The sequence below is a fragment of the Pseudomonas sp. 30_B genome (assembly GCF_017491605.1).
Classification (GTDB): Bacteria; Pseudomonadota; Gammaproteobacteria; order Pseudomonadales; family Pseudomonadaceae; genus Pseudomonas.
Map to the genome: position 1 here is coordinate 105,170 of NZ_JAFGYY010000006.1, position 16,897 is coordinate 122,066.

The 16,897-nt window shown below is 67.4% G+C and carries 15 protein-coding genes; 6 read left to right on the top strand and 9 right to left on the bottom strand.

Annotated features, from left to right (window positions below):
- Positions 1-16: 16 nt before the first annotated feature.
- The 3 genes from trkA (at position 17) to J5M67_RS08440 (ending at position 3,321) form a co-directional block, all read left to right on the top strand.
- Positions 17-1,390, top strand: coding sequence for a Trk system potassium transporter TrkA (trkA, locus tag J5M67_RS08430; protein WP_207884851.1), 1,374 nt, complete (start codon positions 17-19; stop codon positions 1,388-1,390).
- Positions 1,391-1,516: 126 nt separating this feature from the next.
- Positions 1,517-2,968, top strand: a complete 1,452-nt coding sequence (locus J5M67_RS08435; protein WP_207884852.1) for a TrkH family potassium uptake protein — start codon at positions 1,517-1,519, stop codon at positions 2,966-2,968.
- A gap of 35 nt (positions 2,969-3,003) precedes the next feature.
- Positions 3,004-3,321, top strand: a complete 318-nt coding sequence (locus J5M67_RS08440; RefSeq protein ID WP_207884853.1) for a tetratricopeptide repeat protein — start codon at positions 3,004-3,006, stop codon at positions 3,319-3,321.
- Between the two features lie 305 nt (positions 3,322-3,626).
- On the opposite strand, the gene J5M67_RS08445 is transcribed toward J5M67_RS08440, so the two are convergent.
- The 9 genes from J5M67_RS08445 to J5M67_RS08485 form a co-directional block, all read right to left on the bottom strand.
- Entirely contained in the window at positions 3,627-5,006 is a 1,380-nt protein-coding gene (locus J5M67_RS08445) for an aspartate aminotransferase family protein (protein WP_207884854.1), read from the bottom strand.
- 16 nt (positions 5,007-5,022) lie between these two features.
- Positions 5,023-6,480 carry an NAD-dependent succinate-semialdehyde dehydrogenase gene (locus tag J5M67_RS08450; RefSeq protein WP_207884855.1) on the bottom strand — a complete coding sequence of 486 codons (1,458 nt, stop codon included), beginning with the start codon at positions 6,478-6,480 and terminating at the stop codon, positions 5,023-5,025.
- A gap of 134 nt (positions 6,481-6,614) precedes the next feature.
- Complete coding sequence (locus J5M67_RS08455; protein ID WP_207884856.1) at positions 6,615-7,265, bottom strand: 7-cyano-7-deazaguanine/7-aminomethyl-7-deazaguanine transporter; 651 nt, start codon at positions 7,263-7,265, stop codon at positions 6,615-6,617.
- 327 nt (positions 7,266-7,592) lie between these two features.
- Positions 7,593-8,081 carry an Lrp/AsnC family transcriptional regulator gene (locus J5M67_RS08460; protein WP_207884857.1) on the bottom strand — a complete coding sequence of 163 codons (489 nt, stop codon included), beginning with the start codon at positions 8,079-8,081 and terminating at the stop codon, positions 7,593-7,595.
- A gap of 13 nt (positions 8,082-8,094) precedes the next feature.
- Positions 8,095-9,111, bottom strand: coding sequence for a N(2)-acetyl-L-2,4-diaminobutanoate deacetylase DoeB (doeB, locus tag J5M67_RS08465; protein ID WP_207884858.1), 1,017 nt, complete (start codon positions 9,109-9,111; stop codon positions 8,095-8,097).
- A gap of 4 nt (positions 9,112-9,115) precedes the next feature.
- Positions 9,116-10,306, bottom strand: a complete 1,191-nt coding sequence (gene doeA, locus J5M67_RS08470) for an ectoine hydrolase DoeA (RefSeq protein WP_207884859.1) — start codon at positions 10,304-10,306, stop codon at positions 9,116-9,118.
- Between the two features lie 212 nt (positions 10,307-10,518).
- On the bottom strand, positions 10,519-11,511 hold the full coding sequence (locus J5M67_RS08475) for a cyclodeaminase (protein WP_207884860.1): 993 nt from the start codon (positions 11,509-11,511) through the stop codon (positions 10,519-10,521).
- The gene (gene eutB, locus J5M67_RS08480) at positions 11,504-12,478 is read right to left on the bottom strand and encodes a hydroxyectoine utilization dehydratase EutB (protein ID WP_207884861.1); all 975 of its coding nucleotides are present in this window, start codon (positions 12,476-12,478) and stop codon (positions 11,504-11,506) included. The genes J5M67_RS08475 and eutB overlap by 8 nt, the downstream gene beginning before the upstream one ends.
- A 381-nt stretch (positions 12,479-12,859) precedes the next feature.
- Complete coding sequence (locus tag J5M67_RS08485; protein ID WP_207884862.1) at positions 12,860-14,254, bottom strand: PLP-dependent aminotransferase family protein; 1,395 nt, start codon at positions 14,252-14,254, stop codon at positions 12,860-12,862.
- Between the two features lie 384 nt (positions 14,255-14,638).
- Between J5M67_RS08485 and ehuB the strand changes: the two genes are divergently transcribed.
- The 3 genes from ehuB to ehuD all read left to right on the top strand — a co-directional run bounded on the left by ehuB (position 14,639) and on the right by ehuD (position 16,883).
- Positions 14,639-15,493, top strand: a complete 855-nt coding sequence (gene ehuB, locus J5M67_RS08490) for an ectoine/hydroxyectoine ABC transporter substrate-binding protein EhuB (RefSeq protein WP_207884863.1) — start codon at positions 14,639-14,641, stop codon at positions 15,491-15,493.
- A 77-nt stretch (positions 15,494-15,570) separates the two neighbouring features.
- Positions 15,571-16,227: an ectoine/hydroxyectoine ABC transporter permease subunit EhuC gene (gene ehuC / locus J5M67_RS08495; RefSeq protein ID WP_207884864.1), complete on the top strand. Its 657-nt coding sequence runs from the start codon at positions 15,571-15,573 to the stop codon at positions 16,225-16,227.
- Positions 16,227-16,883, top strand: a complete 657-nt coding sequence (gene ehuD / locus J5M67_RS08500) for an ectoine/hydroxyectoine ABC transporter permease subunit EhuD (protein ID WP_207884865.1) — start codon at positions 16,227-16,229, stop codon at positions 16,881-16,883. The genes ehuC and ehuD overlap by 1 nt, the downstream gene beginning before the upstream one ends.
- Positions 16,884-16,897 lie beyond the last annotated feature (14 nt).

A 16,897-nucleotide genomic window follows, 5' to 3' on the forward strand; every position in this document is an offset into this window, starting at 1 on the left:
GAAAGCACCCCGCTCCATGAAGATCATCATCCTCGGTGCCGGCCAGGTCGGCGGCACTCTGGCCGAGCACCTCGCCAGCGAAGCCAATGACATCACGGTCGTCGACACCGACGGCGAACGCCTGCGCGACCTCAACGACCGCCTGGACATCCGCACCGTCCACGGCAAGGCCTCGTTCCCCACCGTGCTGCGCCAGGCCGGCGCCGACGACGCCGACATGCTGGTGGCGGTGACCAACAGCGACGAGGTGAACATGGTGGCCTGCCAGGTCGCCTACACCCTGTTCAACACCCCCACCCGCATTGCCCGCGTGCGCGAGGCGGCGTACCTGACCCGCGCCGGGCTGTTCGACAACGAGGCGATCCCGGTCGACGTGCTGATCAGCCCCGAGCAGGTGGTGACCAACTACATCAAGCGCCTGGTGGAATACCCCGGCGCCCTGCAGGTGATCGACTTCGCCGAGGGCAAGGCGCAGCTGGTGGGCATCCGCGCCTACTACGGCGGCCCGCTGGTGGGCCAGGAGCTGCGCCAGCTGCGCGAACACATGCCCAACGCCGATACCCGCGTGGCGGCGATCTACCGGCGCAACCGGCCGATCATTCCCCAGGGCGACACGGTGATCGAGGCCGACGACGAGGTGTTCTTCATCGCCGCCAAGGCCCACATCCGCGCGGTGATGGGCGAGATGCGCCGGCTGGAGGACAGCTACAAGCGGATCATCATCGCCGGTGGCGGCAACATCGGCGAACGCCTGGCCGAGGCCATCGAGAGCCGCTACCAGGTGAAGATCATCGAGATGAACCCGGCGCGTTGCCGGCACCTCTCCGACCACCTGGACAGCACCATCGTGCTGCAGGGCAGCGCTTCCGACCGCGACCTGCTGATGGAAGAGAACATCGGCGACACCGACCTGTTCCTCGCCCTGACCAACGACGACGAGGCGAACATCATGTCGTCGCTGCTGGCCAAGCGGCTCGGCGCGCGCAAGGTGATGACGCTGATCAACAACCCCGCCTACGTGGACCTGGTGCAGAGCGGCGACATCGACATCGCCATCAGCCCGCAGCTGGCCACCATCGGCACCCTGCTGACCCACGTGCGCCGCGGCGACATCGAGAGCGTGCACTCGCTGCGCCGCGGCGCCGCCGAGGCCATCGAGGTGGTCGCCCACGGCGATGCCAAGTCGAGCAAGGTGATCGGCCGCAGGATCAGCGACGTGCACCTGCCGCCGGGCACCACCATCGGTGCGGTGATCCGCGACGACGACGTGCTGATCGCCCACGGCGAGACGGTGATCGAAACCGGCGACCACGTGATCCTCTTCGTGGTCGACAAGAAGCGCATCCGCGACGTGGAGCGGCTGTTCCAGGCGGGGCTGACCTTCTTCTAAGCCCTCCGGGCCGCCCTCGGGCGGCCTTGCCAGCCAAGTCCGCAGCGCTTTCAGACAGCTCCTACAGCGCCGCCGCCCCTCCCTTGTCACCCTGCGTGGCCTGTTCCAGCTTGTCTGCCTACGGTCATGCGCTACTCCTCCATCGGTCGAATCCTCGGCGTGCTGCTGATGCTGTTCAGCGCCACGCACCTGCCACCGCTGCTCGTGGACCTTCATTACGCCGAGCACGCCTGGCAGCCCTTCGCGCTGTCGTTCCTGGTCACCCTGCTGACCGGCTTCGCCATCTGGTGGCCGTGCCGCCAGCACAAGCAGGACCTGCGCATCCGCGATGGCTACCTGGTGACCGCGCTGTTCTGGATCGTCCTGGGCTCCTTCGGTGCCTTGCCCTTCGCGCTGTCGGACGCACCGCACATGGGCGTGGCCGACGCGCTGTTCGAAGCCTTCTCCGGCTTGAGCACGACCGGCGCCACCGTCCTCACCGGCCTGGATAAACTGCCCCACGCGATCCTCTACTACCGCCAGCAGCTGCAATGGCTGGGCGGCATGGGCATCGTGGTGCTGGCGGTGGCGGTGATGCCGATGCTCGGCATCGGCGGCATGCAGCTGTATCGCGCGGAAATGCCCGGCCCATTGAAGGAGCACAAGCTCTCGCCGCGCATCGCCGATACGGCCAAGACCCTCTGGTTCCTCTACTGCGGCCTGACCGCCGCCTGCGCGCTGGCCTACTGGGCGGCCGGCATGAGCCTGTTCGACGCCATCGGCCACAGCTTCTCGACCATCGCCATCGGCGGCTTCTCCACCCACGACGCCAGCATCGGCTACTTCGACAGCCCGCTGATCGAGCTGATCTGCATGGCCTTCCTGGTGATCTCCGGAATCAATTTCAGCCTGCACTTCCTCGCCTGGCGCCAGCGCCGGGTCAGCCATTACCTGAAGGACCCGGAGTGCCGGGCTTACCTGGGTATCCTGCTGGCGCTGTTCCTGATCACCTCGGCGACGCTGATCCTCCACCATCACTACGAGTCGCCGCTGCAATCGATCCGCTACGCAGCCTTCATGGTGATCTCGGTAGCCACCACCACCGGGTTTGGCCTGGCGGATTTCAGTACCTGGCCAACGCTGCTGCCCTACCTGCTGCTCTACAGCACCTTCATCGGCGCCTGCGCCGGCTCCACCGGCGGCGGCATGAAGGTGATGCGCATGCTGCTGGTGTACCGCCAGGGCATGCGCGAGTTCCTGCGCCTGCTGCACCCCAACGGGGTATTCCTGGTGAAGCTGGGCCGGCGCACGGTGCCGGACCGCGTAGTGGAATCGGTGTGGGCGTTCTTCTCGATCTACCTGGTGACCTTCGTCAGCCTGATGCTGGTACTGCTGGCGCTGGGCGTGGACCAGCTCACGGCGTTCTCCACGCTCGCCTCCTGCCTGAACAACCTGGGCCCGGCGCTGGGCGAGGCAGCGGTGCACTACGGCAACCTGCCGGCCAGCGCCAAGCTGGTGTTGAGCCTGGCGATGGTGCTGGGGCGGCTGGAGGTATTCTCCCTGCTGATCCTGCTGACGCCCGCGTTCTGGCGCAGTTGAGGCACAATGACGGGTGACGCAACCGGAGGCCCGCCATGATCGACTCGCTGGAAAAGATGCTCGCCAAGGGCGTGGACAACCCATTGCTGCGCTTCGGCCTGGGCAAGGGCTACCTGGATGCCGGCGATGCCGCAAAAGCCGCCGAACACCTGCGCCGCTGCGTGGAGCAGGACCCGAAGTACTCCGCCGCCTGGAAGCTGCTGGGCAAGGCGCTACAGACCCAGGGTGACCTCGACGGCGCCCACGCCGCCTGGAGCGATGGCCTGGCCGCCGCGCAGGCGCACGGCGACAAGCAGGCGGAGAAGGAAATGACGGTGTTCCTGCGCAAGCTGGACAAGGCAAAGGGCGCGTAAGCGCCCTTTTTATCGCCACTCACCGACCTTGAAGGTTACGTAGGAGCAACTGTCTTCTACCGGATAAGTCCGTGCCTGCGATTCCCCCTCACCCCAGCCCTCTCCCTCAGGGAGAGGGAGCCGTCCGTACCGGCTGACGCTTTGATTGCTCCCTGCTCCGAACGGTCCCCTCTCCCGCTCGCGGGAGAGGGTTAGGGTGAGGGGCTCTTGATCTCGTAGGAGCGGACTCCGTCCGCGATCGATTGCCGGCCGCTCCGAGCTGGCCGGTGGCACATCGCGGATGAATCCGCTCCTACGAAGAGCCTTTACAGCACCTCCGCCGCCACCGCATCCACTGCCGCCTTGGCGATGCCGACGATTTCGTCCGCCTCGGCGCGGGTCAGCACCAGCGGCGGGGCGAAGCCGAGGATGTCGCCGTGGGGCATGGCACGAGCGATCATGCCGCGTTCCAGGCACGCCGCCGAGACCTTCGGGCCGACCTTCAGCGCCGGATCGAACGGCGTGCGCGCCTCGCGGTCGGCCATGAACTCCAGCGCCGCCAGCATGCCGTCGCCGCGCACCTCGCCCACCAGCGGATGGCCCTCGAAGGTCTGGCGCAGCTGCTGGTTGAGGTAGCCGCCGACCTCCGCCGCGTTGGCGGTGATGTTTTCCCGTTCGAGGATGTTCAGGTTGGCCAGCGCCGCCGCCGCGCAGATCGGGTGGCCGGAGTAGGTCCAGCCGTGGCCCATGGCGCCTTCGCGGCTGGAGGCGGTGTCGATCACATCCCACACCTTCTCGCCGACTATCACCGCCGACAGCGGCGCGTAGGCGCTGGTCAGGCCCTTGGCGGTGGTGATCAGGTCCGGGCGCATGCCGTAGCGCTGGCTGCCCATCTTGTCGCCGAGGCGGCCGAAGGCGCAGACCACTTCGTCGGCGATCAGCAGCACGTCGTATTTCGCCAGCACCGCCTGGATCGCCTCCCAGTAGCCCTTGGGCGGGACGATGATGCCGCCGGTGCCCATCACCGGCTCGCCGATGAAGGCCGCCACGCTGTCCGGCCCTTCGGCGAGGATCAGGTTCTCCAGCTCCTGGGCGCAGTGGCGCACGAAGCTGGCTTCGTCCATGCCGGCCGGGGCCTTGTAGAAGTGCGGGCAGAGGGTGTGCTTGACGCCTTCCACCGGCAGGTCGAAGTGCTGGTGGAAGCTCGCAAGCCCCGTGAGGCTGCCGGTGACGATGCCCGAGCCGTGGTAGCCGCGCTGGCGGGAGATGATCTTTTTCTTCTGCGGCCGGCCCAGCACGTTGTTGTAGTAGCGCACCAGCTTGACCTGGGTCTCGTTGGCGTCGGAGCCGGAGAGGCCGTAGTAGACCTTCTTCATGCCCGCCGGCGCCCAGTCGCGGATGATCCGCGCGGACAACTCGATGATCGCCTCGGAGGAGTGGCCCACGTAGGTGTGGTAGTAGGCCAGCTGCGTGGCCTGGGCATGGATCGCGTCGGCCACTTCGGTGCGGCCGTAGCCGATGTTCACGCAGTAGAGGCCGGCGAAGGCGTCGAGCAGCTCGCGGCCCTGGTGGTCGCGGATGCGCACGCCGGAGGCGCCGGTGATGATCCGCCCCGGCAGCGCGCCACTGGCGTGGTCGTGGGCGTGGGTCGAGGGGTGCATGAAGTGTGCGCGGTCTTCCTCGAACAGCTTGGCATAGTCGGTCATGGCGATGGTCTCCCGGTCAGATGGCGCCGTGGTGCAAGGCGAAGTACTTGGTTTCGACGAAGGGCTCGAAGCCCTCGCTGCCGCCCTCGCGGCCCAGGCCCGAAGCCTTCATGCCGCCGAAGGGAATGGGGTGGCCGGTGAACTTGGCGCCGTTGACCGCCACCATGGCGAACTCCAGGCGCCGCATCAGCGGCCAGATGTGATCCAGGCGTTGCCCACACAGGTAGGCGGCCAGGCCGTACTCGGTGTCGTTGGCCAGCCGGACGGCTTCGTCCAGGTCGTCATAGGCGCTCACGCCGGCGATGGGGGCGAAGTTTTCCTCGCGCCAGATGCGCATCTGCGGCGTGACGTCGGCCAGCACGGTGGGCTGGTGGAACCAGCCGCCCAGCGCATGGGGTTCACCGCCGGCGAGCAGGCGCGCGCCCTGGGCGATGGCGTCCTGGACGCGCTCGCAGGTGACGTCGAAGGCGCCCTGGTGCATCAGCGGGCCGATCTGGCTGCGCAAGTCGCTGGCCGGGCCGACGCGCAGTTCACGCACGGCGCGGGCGAAGCGCTGCAGGAAGGGGTCGTAGAGTTCGCGGGCGACCAGGATGCGGTTGGCCGCACAGCAGTCCTGCCCGGAGGTCTGGAACTTGGCGTCGATGGCGAACCGCACCGCCTGCTCCAGATCGGCATCCGGCAGCACGATGAAAGGCGCGTTGCCGCCCAGCTCCAGGGCGACTTTCTTCACGTCCCGGGCGGCGGCCTGCAGTACCAGCTTGCCCACGCGGGTCGAGCCGGTGAAGCTCACGGCGCGTACGCGGCTGTCGCCCACCAGGGTTTCCATGGCCATCTGCGGCTCGCCCAACACCACGTTGAATACGCCGGCGGGGAAGCCGGCTTCTTCCGCCAGTTGGGCGAGGGCGAAGGCGGAGTAGGGCGTTTCGTGGGCCGGTTTGACCACCACGCTGCAGCCGGCGGCCAGGGCGGCGGCGGCCTTGCGGGTGATCATCGCACTGGGGAAATTCCACGGCGTGAGCAGGGCGGCGACCCCGACCGGCTCGACCACCGTGCCCAGGTGCGCGTTGGGGATGTGGCTGGGGATGTTGCGGCCGTTCAGCCGCCGCGCCTCCTCGGCGAACCAGGGGATGAAGCTCGCGGCATAGTCGATCTCGCCGAGGGATTCGGCCAGCGGCTTGCCCTGCTCCAGACTGAGGATCTGCGCGAGGTCTTCGCGGTGCTGGCGGATCAGCTCGGCCCAGCGGCGCAGCAGTGCGCCACGGTCATCCAGGCTGCGTGCACGCCAGGCGGGGAAGGCGGCTGCTGCGGCGTCGATGGCACTCACGATCTGCTCGCGATCGAGCAACGGCACGTGGCCGATGGGTTCGCGGGTGGCAGGGTTGTCGACGGCGATGCTGGTGCCGCTCGCGCTATGCAGCCAGTGGCCGTTCACATAGCAGAGCGACTTGAACAGCAGGGGATGGGCAAAGGACATGGCGGCGGCTCCCGGACGGTTGGCATGGAGACCATGCTAGGGGCCGGAGGCGCGCGGTTTTTTCCTAAGCGGGGGATGGCGGCGGCAAATCTTTTCGCAGTTCTGCCGCCGCTGTTGGGCTTTTTCGGGTGGCGTCAGATGACGGCGGGCTGGCGGCGCAGATTACGCGTGATGGCGCTCAGCAGCATGCCGTAGAGCGGCACGAAGAGCATCAGCATGACCGCCAGCTTCACGCCGTAGTCGACCCAGGCGATCTCCACCCAGTGCTCGGCCATGAAGGCGTTGTCGCTACCCCAGAAGGCGATGGAGAAGAAGGTGAAGGTGTCCAGCAGGTTGCCGAACAGGGTCGAGACCACTGGGGCGATCCACCACTGGCGCATGCGGCGCAGGCGGTCGAAGACCTGGATGTCGAGGATCTGGCCGAACACGTAGGCCAGGAAGCTGGCCAGGGAAATCCGCGCGACGAAGGTGTTGAAGTCGCCCAGGGCGGAGACGCCCCGGAAGGCGCCTTCCTGGAAGATCACCGAGATCACGTAGGAAGCCAGCAGCGCCGGGATCATCACCCGCGCGATGACCAGCCGCGCCGGGCGCTTGCCGAGCAGGCGGACGGTGAGGTCGGTGGCCAGGAATATGAACGGGAAGCTGAACGCGCCCCAGGTGGTGTGCCAGCCGAACAGGGTCATGGGCAGCTGCACCAGGTAGTTGCTGGCGATGATGATCAGGATGTGGAACGCGACCAGGCCGGCGAGTGCGCCGCGCCGTGCCGCCGGAAGGGATGCCGACATGCTCAGGGCCTTTTTCGTCGATGGGGTGAGGGAACCCATGCCCGGCACCATGCCGAGCGGCGCGCAGTGTATACGATCCGGACCGGGAAGTCAGGATTTGTTGAGCGATTTTTGTTCAGCGCCGACGTTTGCATATTCGTAGGAGCGGACTCCGTCCGCGATCGGCCCCGCATCGCGCCGGACACCATCGCGGACGGAGTCCGCTCCTACGCAGAGCTTGCCCCAGCGCCTCGGCGGGATTTGCCCCCTTACGTCGTAGGGCGCATAACGCGCCAGCGTTATCCGCCGCAAGGGCAACGGCGGATAACCTGTTCCAGGTTATTCGCCCTACGCAGAGCTCGGCTCCAGCGCCTCGGCGGGAATCGCCGCATCCAGCGTCTTGATCACCTTGGTGACGATGTAGGTGAAGTAGCGCTCGATGCCCACGTCCTCCAGCAGCAACTGGTCGATGAAGCGCTGGTAGTGGTCGATGTCGCGCGCCTGGATCATCGCGATGTAGTCCACCCCGCCGCCGGTGGCGTAGCAGAAGCCCACCTCCGGCGCCTGCTGCAGGCGCTGCTCGAAGCGCTTCATGTCCTGCGCGGTGTGGCGCGCGAGGGTGATTTCCACCAGCACCTGCTGCTGCCTGAACAGCGCCGGCCAGTCGATCTGCGCGCGGTAGCCCTTGATCAGCCCGGCCTCCTCCAGCTTGCGCACTCGCTCCCAGGCCGGGCTGACCGAGAGGTTGATCGCCTCGGCCAGGCTCGACTTGGTGATGCGCCCGTCGCCGGCGAGGATGCGCAGGATCTTCAGGTCATAGCGGTCGAGCTTGATCATGACGGGCTCCCGTTCAGTCCAGCACCTCGGCAACCACGGCGAGGGTGTCGCCGCTCTGCACCAGGCCGGGGAAGTGCCGCGCGGCGAGGACGCCGCTGCGCTTGGCGCGGTACTCCACCGGCGCGGTGCCGGTGCGCAGCACGTCGTGGACCTGCGCCAGCACCTCGCCGCGCTCGACCCGGTCGCCCAGATCGCGGCACATCTCCAGCAGGCCACCGTGCTGGCTGGCGACGAAACAGTCGCCGTCGGGCATGTCGAGCATCACCGACTTCGCCGGCTCGACTTCGCCATGCAGGATGCCGGCCTGCACCAGCACGTTGCGCACGCCGCGTCGGGCGATGGCCACGCTGCGCGCGCTGCTGCTGCCGCCGCCGCCCAGTTCGGTGGTGACGAACAGCTTGCCCTGCTCCTCGGCCGCCGTGTCGTACATGCCCACCGCGTCCAGCTCCAGCATGCGCATGGAATAGGGCGCGGCGAAGGCGCGCATCAGCGCCTCGCTGGCCTCCTGCTGGACCTTGTCCGGCAGCACGTGGCAGGCGGCGAAGGGCAGGAAGTCGAGGGTGCGGCCACCGGAGTGGATATCCAGCACCACGTCCGCCAGGGGCAGCAAGGTGCGCTGGAAGTAGTCGGCGATCTTCTGCGTCACCGTGCCGTCCGGGCGGCCGGGGAAGCTGCGATTGAGGTTGCCGGCATCAATCGGCGAGGTGCGCTTGCCGGCGAGGAACGCCGGGGTGTTCATGAACGGCACGATGATCACCCGGCCGCGCACGTCCTCGGCGCGCAGTTCCTGGGCCAGGCGGCTGAGCGCCACCGGGCCTTCGTACTCGTCGCCATGGTTGCCGCCGGTGAGCAGCGCGGTGGGGCCGTTGCCGTTCTTCACCACGCAGATCGGGATCATCACCGCGCCCCAGGCCGAATCGTCCCGCGAGTAGGGCAGCTTGAGGTGGCCGTGCTGCACGCCGTCGCGCTGGAAATCGACGCTGGCGGCGATGGGGTTCTCACGAAGCGGCTTGTCGAGTGCAGGGGTCATCGCTTCACTCCTTCACGAACAGCTGGCGCGGGTAGTCGCAGAAGGTCTCCACACCGCGCTCGGTGATGAGGATGCTTTCAGTGATCTCCAGGCCCCAGTCGTCCATCCACAGGCCGGGCATGAAGTGGAAGGTCATGCCCGGTTCGAGCACGCTGTTGTCGCTCGGGCGCAGGCTCATGGTGCGTTCGCCCCAGTCCGGCGGGTAGCTGATGCCGATGGGGTAGCCGCAGCGGCTGTCCTTGTGGATGCCGAATTTCTCCAGCACGCGGAAGAAGGCGCGGGCGATGTCGCCGGTGGTGTTGCCGGGTTTGGCGGCGTCCAGGCCGGCGGCGATGCCTTCGACCACGGCTTTTTCCGCATCGAGGAAATGCTGCGGCGGCGTGCCGAGGAACACGGTGCGCGACAGCGGACAGTGGTAGCGCTTGTAGCAGCCGGCGATCTCGAAGAAGGTGCCGGCGCCGCGCTCGAAGGGCGTGTCGTCCCAGGTCAGGTGCGGCGCGCTGGCGTCGGCGCCGGTGGGCAGCAGCGGGACGATGGCCGGGTAGTCGCCGCCGTGGCCGTCCACGCCGAGGATGCCAGTGCTGTAGATCTCGGCGACCAGCTCGTTCTTGCGCATGCCCGGCTCGATGCGTTCGACGATGTGCGCGTGCATCTTCTCGACGATGCGCGCGGCGACGCGCATGTACTCGATCTCGCGCGGGGATTTCACCGCGCGCTGCCAGTTCACCAGGGCGGTGGCGTCGACGAACCTCGCGGTCGGCAGGTTGGCCTGCAGCGAGCGGAAGGCGGCGGCGCTGAAGTAGTAGTTGTCCATTTCCACGCCGAGGGTCTTGCTCGCCCAGCCGCGCGCCGCGATCACCTCGCGGGACAGGTAGTCCATCGGGTGGCGCTCGGTGGACTGCACGTAGTGGTCGGGGTAGCCGACGATGTTGTCCGCCTGCATGAACACCGTGCGCCGCGCGCCGTTGGCATCCTGGCCGCGGCCGAACCAGACCGGCTCGCCCTCCAGCGCCAGCAGCACGCACTGGTGCACGTAGAAGGACCAGCCGTCGTAGCCGGTGAGCCAGGCCATGTTCGACGGGTCGGTGACCAGCAGCAGCTCGATGCCACGCTCCTGCATGCTGGCGCGGACCTTGGCGATCCGCTGGGCATATTCCTCCCGGCTGAAGGGGAGGTTGACGACGATTTCGGACATGCGGAAATCCTCTTGGGGGAACCTGTTGCGGGCCTCTTCCGGACAACCCGTGCCTGTGCAATCCCCTCACCCCAGCCCTCTCCCAGAGGGAGAGGGGGCAGTCCGAGCCGGCTGACGCCGCAGCGTCTTCCTGCTCCGATCAGTTCCCTCTCCCGCGTGCGGGAGAGGGTTAGGGTGAGGGCGCTCTTCCCGCGAAGCGGGACGAAATTTTTTCAGCTGCTGAAGCGGAAGCCCTTGCCCATCCTCTGCGCCCGCTGGAAGGCCAGGCCGGCGATGGCGGTGTCCTGGGCGCCGGTGCCGGTGAGGTCGCAGAGGGTGATTTCTTCGGCGCGGCGACGGCCTTCGCGCTGCCCGGCGATGACCTGCCCGAGCTCGGCGAAGTCGGCGTCCAGGCTGACGTTTCCGGCCTCCATCGCGTGGTGCAGTTCGCCCAACACCAGGGTCTGGCTGAGACGGTCGGCGACGTAGCTGTCCACCGCCGCCAGGGCGTCGGCGGCGATCTCGTTCTTGTGCTCGGCATCGGAGCCCATGGCGGTGATGTGCAGGCCGGGGCGCAGGTGATGTTTCTGGATCAGTGGCTCGCGGCTAGGCGTGGTGGTGATGGCGATGTCGGCGCCTTCCAGCGCTTCGTCGATGCTGGCGCAGGCGGTCACCGGGATGCCCAGGCGGGTGGACAAATCGCTGGCGCACTCGCGTGCCTTGGCGATGTCCCGCGCCCAGACGCTGGCGGCCTCGATGGGGCGCACCAGGCACAGTGCCTTGAGCTGCAGCCGCGCCTGCTCACCGGCGCCGATCAGCGCGACCTGGCGGGAGTCCTCACGGGCCAGCCACTTGGCCGCCACCGCGCCGGCACAGGCGGTGCGCACGGCGGTGAGGTAGCCGTTGTCCAGCAGCAGCGCGTCGAGCAGGCCGGTGCGCGAGGAGAGCAGCATCATCATGCCGTTGAGGCTGGGCAGGCCGAGCTTGGGGTTGTCGAAGAAGCCGGGGCTGACCTTGATGGCGAAGCGCGGCAGGCCGGGCAGGTAGGCGGTCTTCACGTCCACTTCGCCGTTGTGCTCGGGCACGTCCAGGCGAAGGATCGGCGGCATCGCCACGGGCGCGGTGGCGAGCAGGCGGAAGGCGTGCTCGACGGCGTCGAGACTTTCCTGGTCAATCGCCACGCAGGCGCGCAGGTCGGCTTCGCTGAGCAGGGTGACATCAGCCATGGGTGGATTCCTCGATAACGCGTTGGTGTTGTTCGATGGCGATGTTGCGGCCGCTGACGATCACCACCACCGGGCCGACCGGGGCGATCAGGCCGTCCAGCAGCGCGGCGATACCCACGGCGGCGGCGCCTTCCACCACCTGCCGCTCCTCGCGGTAGGCGTGGCGGATGCCGGCGGCGATGGAGTCTTCGTCGAGCAGGTGCAACTGGTCGCAGTAGTCGCGGGCCAGGGCGAAGGTGTAGCGGTTGCCAAGGCCGATGCCGCCGCCGAGGGAGTCGGCCAGGGTCGGCAGCTCTTTCACTTCCACCGGGTGGCCGGCGGCGAGGCTGGCGGCCATGGCGGCGCCCCGGCGCATGCTGATGCCATGCACGCGGATAGTCGGATCGGCGTGCTTGAGCGCCAGGGCCACACCGCCGAACAGACCGCCGCCGGACAGCGGTATGAGTACCTGGCGCACGTCCGGCAGCTGTTCGAGGATTTCCAGGCCGAGAGTGCCCTGGCCGGCGATGATCTGCGGGTGGTCGAAGGGCGGCAGCAGCGCCGCACCATGATCGCGGGCGATACGTTCGGCCTCTGCCTGGGCATCGTCCTGGCTGTTGCCGACGATGCGCACTTCAGCGCCGAGTTCACGGATCCCCTGGACCTTGTTCGCCGGCACCAACTGCGACAGGCAGATGGTCGCCGGAACGCCGAGCACACGCGCGGCGTGGGCCAGCGCCCGGCCATGGTTGCCGGTGGAGGCGGCGACCACACCCCTGGCCTTCTGCTCGTCGCTGAGCTGCGCAATGGCGTTGCTCGCGCCGCGCAGCTTGAAGCTGCCGGTGATCTGCTGGGATTCGAGCTTGAGGTACACCGGTGCGCCGAGCAGGTTGGACAGGCTGGGCGAATGCGCCAGCGGCGTCTCCCGCACCAGGCCCTGGATGCGCTGGCGTGCGCGGTACAGTTCGACGAGGGGAATCGGGTCCATCTCGGCCTCCGGGTTGCAGTTGGGGCCGAGTGTAGGGGCGGGAAATTGTCACGATGAATGTACTAGGACGATGTCGTTCGTGGAGGGTCTTTCGTAGGAGCGGACTCCGTCCGCGATGGCATCCGGCGCGATGCGGACCTATCGCGGACGGAGTCCGCTCCTACGATGAAGCTGAGTACAGGCCGTAGGGCGGATAACCTGGAACAGGTTATCCGCCGTTCACCATGCGGCGGATAACGCTGGCGCGTTATGCGCCCTACGACTCGGATAGGTGTAGGAGCGAGCCTGCTCGCGAACCCGCCCAACCCCGACGTCGCCGGGAAATCCATTCGCGAGCAATAACGATGGCGTCCCCCTCGCTCCTACAGGGAGATTTCGGCGTCAGAAGTCGTGAATCTTCGGGTACTGCCCGAACAGTTCGCGCATGTCTTCCAGGGCGCTGGCCATGCGCTCGTCGCTGCATTCGGCGCCCATGCACAGGCGCACCGCGCGCGGCCTGGACGTGCCACGAACCATGAAGGGATCGGGCGGGGTGACGGCGATATGCCGGTGGCGCAGCTCGCGCACCAGGCTGTCCAGCTCCCAGTGTTCGGGAATGCCGATCCAGGTGCTGAGGGAATGCGGGTCGCAGCCCAGCAGATGATCGCCGAGCCAGTCCTTCACCAGTTCCTGGCGCTTCTCCAGTACCCGCCGTTGCAAGCCGATCAGCGCCTGGGCGTTTCCGTTGTGAATCCACCGCGAGGCCACCTCGGCCAGCAGCGGCGTGGCCATCCAGCTGTTCACCCGCAGGATGCTTTCGGTGCGCAACGCCAGCCGGCGAGGCATGGCCAGGTAGCCGATGCGCAGGCCGGTGAGCACGCTCTTGGTGAAGCTGGTGCAGTAGAACGACAGGTCCGGCAGGTAGTGGCTGATCGGCGGAGGGCGCTGTTCGCCGAGCAGCGGGCCATAGACGTCGTCCTCGATCACGTGCACGCCGTAGCGCTGGGCGATGGCGGCGATCGCCCGGCGGCGCGAGTCGGGCATCAGGCTCGACGTGGGGTTGTTCAGGTTCGGCGTGCACACCAGCGCGGTAATGCGTTCGTTGGCGCAGAGGTCCTCGAAGTGTTCCGGGTCGATGCCTTCGCGGTCGATCTCCACGCCCTTCAGGGTGAAGCCGAGCACCTGGGAGTTGCCGATCACCCCGTGGTCGGTGAGCTGCTCGCAGAGCACCACGTCGTCCGGCCCGGCGAGGGAGGCCAGCGCGAGGAAGATGCCGTGGGCGGCGCCGTTGGTGATCAGCACGTCGTCTCGCTCGCGCTGCAGGCCTTGCTGCGCCAGCCATTGCACACCGGCGTCGCGGTGCGCGTCGAAGCCGGCCACCGGGCGGCAGGCGCGCATCCAGGGCTGGTCGCTTTCCTGTGCCAGCGCGCGGCAGGTGTCCTGCCAGAGGCGGTCGTGCTCGCGGGTGTGGACGATGCTGGCGATGGAGAAATCCACCAGGGCACGTTCGGGGTGGTCGACCATGTAGTGCGCCATGCCTTCGGTCATGCGCCGCGAGACGAAGCTGCCGCGGCCCACCTCGCAGCGCACCAGGCCCTGGCGCTCCAGTTCCTTGTAGGCGTTGGTCACGGTCTGCACGCTGATGCCCAGGCCATCGGCCACGTGGCGCTGCGGCGGCAGGCGCTGGCCGTCGCTGAGCAGGCCCTGCTCGATGTCGCCGGCAATGGCCTGCACCAGGGTCTTGTACTTGGATTCGCCGACCCGCAGGTCGGCCAGGGCGCGACGCCAGGCTTCCATCTTCAGCGCTCCGTCTGGTCAGGGGCTCAGAGTGACCGACCAGCACGCCGGCAGCAATTGTCCTAGTGCAATGTTGGCGCACACCCCCGCTTTGTATGCTCGGGTACAGGACACCGGGCCGCATTGTCAGGCCCGCGCAGAAAAAACCCGCGGATGCGTTCGTCGCAACGGTGGCTTTTTCCCGCCGCGGGGTTGTCGATCGGTAAGAGCCGCAAGGCAGCCGGGCTTAGTCTGGCGTCGTTGCCCCATCACCTCGCCTGGCGAGTGAACTTCGGAAGGCCCCGCAGGGGCCCTGCCAACAAGAACAATAGTCGTACGACATTGCTACCTGCCATCCAGCGCCGCGCGCCGAACGCGCCGGCAAGACGATCAGGAGATCCGAAGATGAGTACCGCCCCTGTTTTGCTGCACCGCCTGAGCCTCGCCTGTACCCTCGTCGCCTGCGCGCTGGTCAGCGCCGGCAGCTACGCCGAGACCACCCTCGAACGCATCCAGAGCACCGGCACCGTGCGCATCGGCTACGCCAACGAAGCGCCCTTCGCCTACACCGAGACCTCCGGCAAGGTCACCGGTGAATCCCCGGAAATCGCCAAGCAGATTTTCACCAAGATGGGCGTGAAGAAGATCGAGCCGGTGCTCACCGAATGGGGCGCGCTGATCCCCGGCCTGCGCGCCGGCCGCTTCGACGTGATCGCCGCCGGCATGTACATCACCCCGCCGCGTTGCCAGCAGGTGATCTTCACCGACCCGCACTACCAGATCCCCGATTCGCTGCTGGTGAAGAAGGGCAACCCGAAGAACCTGCACAGCTACGCCGACGTGAAGAACAACCCGGACGTGAAGCTGGCGATCATGTCCGGCACCGCTGAACTGGGCTACGCCCGCGCCGAGGGCGTGGCGGAAGAGCAGATCGTCCAGGTGCCCGACACCACCGCGCAGCTGCAAGCCGTGCGCGCCGGCCGCGCCGATGCCAGCGTCGGCACCGCACTGACCATGAAGGGCCTCGCGGCGAAAGGCGGCGATTCGGTGGAAGCCATCGCCGACTTCAAGGATGACCCGTCGCACATCGGTTACGGCGCCCTGGCCTTCCGCCCGGACGACAAGGACCTGCGCGACGCGGTGAACGCACAGCTCAAGCAGTGGCTGGACAGCGCCGAGCACCTGGCGACGGTCAAGCCGTTCGGCTTCGACAAGTCCAACGTCACCGACAAGACCGCCGCCGAGCTCTGCAAACAGTGACCGGGCAGGGCGCGGCTCTGCCTTAGAGCGCGCCCGCCTGGCCGTTCCGTCGAACCTGTCGTTACGGGATGCGTATCATGGGTGAGTTGCTTCCTCTGCTGCTGGAGGGCGCCTGGGTCACTATCCAGGTGACCGTCTTCGGCTCCCTGCTGGCGGTCGTCGCCGCCGTCATCGCCGCGCTCGGCCGGCTCTCGCCGTGGCCGGCGGTACGCTGGCTGGCGATCAGCTACATCGAGCTGTTCCGCGGCACCTCGCTGCTGGTGCAGCTGTTCTGGCTGTACTTCGTGCTGCCGCTGCCACCCTTCAACCTGGAGATGAGCGCCTACAGCGTGGCGATCATCGGCCTGGGCCTGCACATCGGCGCCTATGGGGCCGAGGTGATGCGCGGCGCCATCGGCTCGGTGCCCAAGGGGCAGTACGAGGCGGCGCTGGCGCTGAACATGACGCCCTTCACGCGCTTTCGCCGGATCATCCTGCCGCAGGCGTTGCTCTGCGCGATCCCGCCGGGCACCAACCTGCTGATCGAGCTGCTGAAGAACACCTCGCTGGTGTCGCTGATCACCCTCTCCGACCTGACCTTCCGCGCCCGCCAGCTGGACCAGGCGACCTTCGAGACGCTGAAGATCTTCGTCCTCACCCTGGTGCTGTATTTCGTCATGGCCCAGATCATCGTCTTCCTCATGCGGCGCCTGGAGCGCTGGCTGGGGCATGGCCGAATCCGCGGAGGCCTGTGATGAAACTCTTCGACTGGCACTTCGCCTGGCAGATCCTGCCGCAACTGCTGCACGCCTCGCTGCGCACCATCGCCATCACCCTGGTGGGCTTCGCCCTGGCGGTGGTGTTCGGCCTGCTGTTCGCCATCGCCCGGCGCAGCCGGCACTTCTGGCTGTCGTGGCCGGCGGCCTGGCTGATCGAGTTCATCCGCAGCACGCCGCTGCTGATCCAGGTGTACTTCCTGTTCTACGTGCTGCCGACCTACGGGCTGAATATGACGGCGCTGGTGGCCGGCACGCTGGGCATCGCCCTGCACTATGCCTGCTACACCGCCGAGGTGTACCGCGCGGGCCTTGAGGCGGTGCCGCGCGGGCAGTGGGAGGCGGTGACGGCGCTGAACTTCTCGCCGTTCAAGGCCTACCGCGAGGTGATCCTGCCCCAGGCCATCCGCCCGGTGCTGCCGGCGCTGGGCAACTACCTGATCGCCATGTTCAAGGACACCCCGGTGCTCTCCGCGATCACCGTGGTGGAAATCATGCAGCAGGCCAAGAACATCGGCTCCGACAGCTTCCGCTACCTGGAGCCGATCACCCTGGTCGGGGTGTTCTTCCTGCTCATCAGCATCAGCCTGGCCGGTGTGGTCCGCCAGGTGGAAAAACGCACGGCGCTGCCATGACTGAATCCTCTGGA

Coding starts and splice junctions, on each gene's coding strand:
- J5M67_RS08475 (WP_207884860.1), bottom strand. CDS start 11,511: ATGGCTGATGTCACCCTGCTCAGCGAAGCCGACCTGCGCGCCTGCGTG.
- doeA (WP_207884859.1), bottom strand. CDS start 10,306: ATGTCCGAAATCGTCGTCAACCTCCCCTTCAGCCGGGAGGAATATGCC.
- J5M67_RS08485 (WP_207884862.1), bottom strand. CDS start 14,254: ATGGAAGCCTGGCGTCGCGCCCTGGCCGACCTGCGGGTCGGCGAATCC.
- ehuD (WP_207884865.1), top strand. CDS start 16,227: ATGAAACTCTTCGACTGGCACTTCGCCTGGCAGATCCTGCCGCAACTG.
- J5M67_RS08445 (WP_207884854.1), bottom strand. CDS start 5,006: ATGACCGACTATGCCAAGCTGTTCGAGGAAGACCGCGCACACTTCATG.
- ehuC (WP_207884864.1), top strand. CDS start 15,571: ATGGGTGAGTTGCTTCCTCTGCTGCTGGAGGGCGCCTGGGTCACTATC.
- J5M67_RS08450 (WP_207884855.1), bottom strand. CDS start 6,480: ATGTCCTTTGCCCATCCCCTGCTGTTCAAGTCGCTCTGCTATGTGAAC.
- J5M67_RS08435 (WP_207884852.1), top strand. CDS start 1,517: ATGCGCTACTCCTCCATCGGTCGAATCCTCGGCGTGCTGCTGATGCTG.
- J5M67_RS08440 (WP_207884853.1), top strand. CDS start 3,004: ATGATCGACTCGCTGGAAAAGATGCTCGCCAAGGGCGTGGACAACCCA.
- J5M67_RS08460 (WP_207884857.1), bottom strand. CDS start 8,081: ATGATCAAGCTCGACCGCTATGACCTGAAGATCCTGCGCATCCTCGCC.
- doeB (WP_207884858.1), bottom strand. CDS start 9,111: ATGACCCCTGCACTCGACAAGCCGCTTCGTGAGAACCCCATCGCCGCC.
- J5M67_RS08455 (WP_207884856.1), bottom strand. CDS start 7,265: ATGTCGGCATCCCTTCCGGCGGCACGGCGCGGCGCACTCGCCGGCCTG.
- eutB (WP_207884861.1), bottom strand. CDS start 12,478: ATGGACCCGATTCCCCTCGTCGAACTGTACCGCGCACGCCAGCGCATC.
- ehuB (WP_207884863.1), top strand. CDS start 14,639: ATGAGTACCGCCCCTGTTTTGCTGCACCGCCTGAGCCTCGCCTGTACC.
- trkA (WP_207884851.1), top strand. CDS start 17: ATGAAGATCATCATCCTCGGTGCCGGCCAGGTCGGCGGCACTCTGGCC.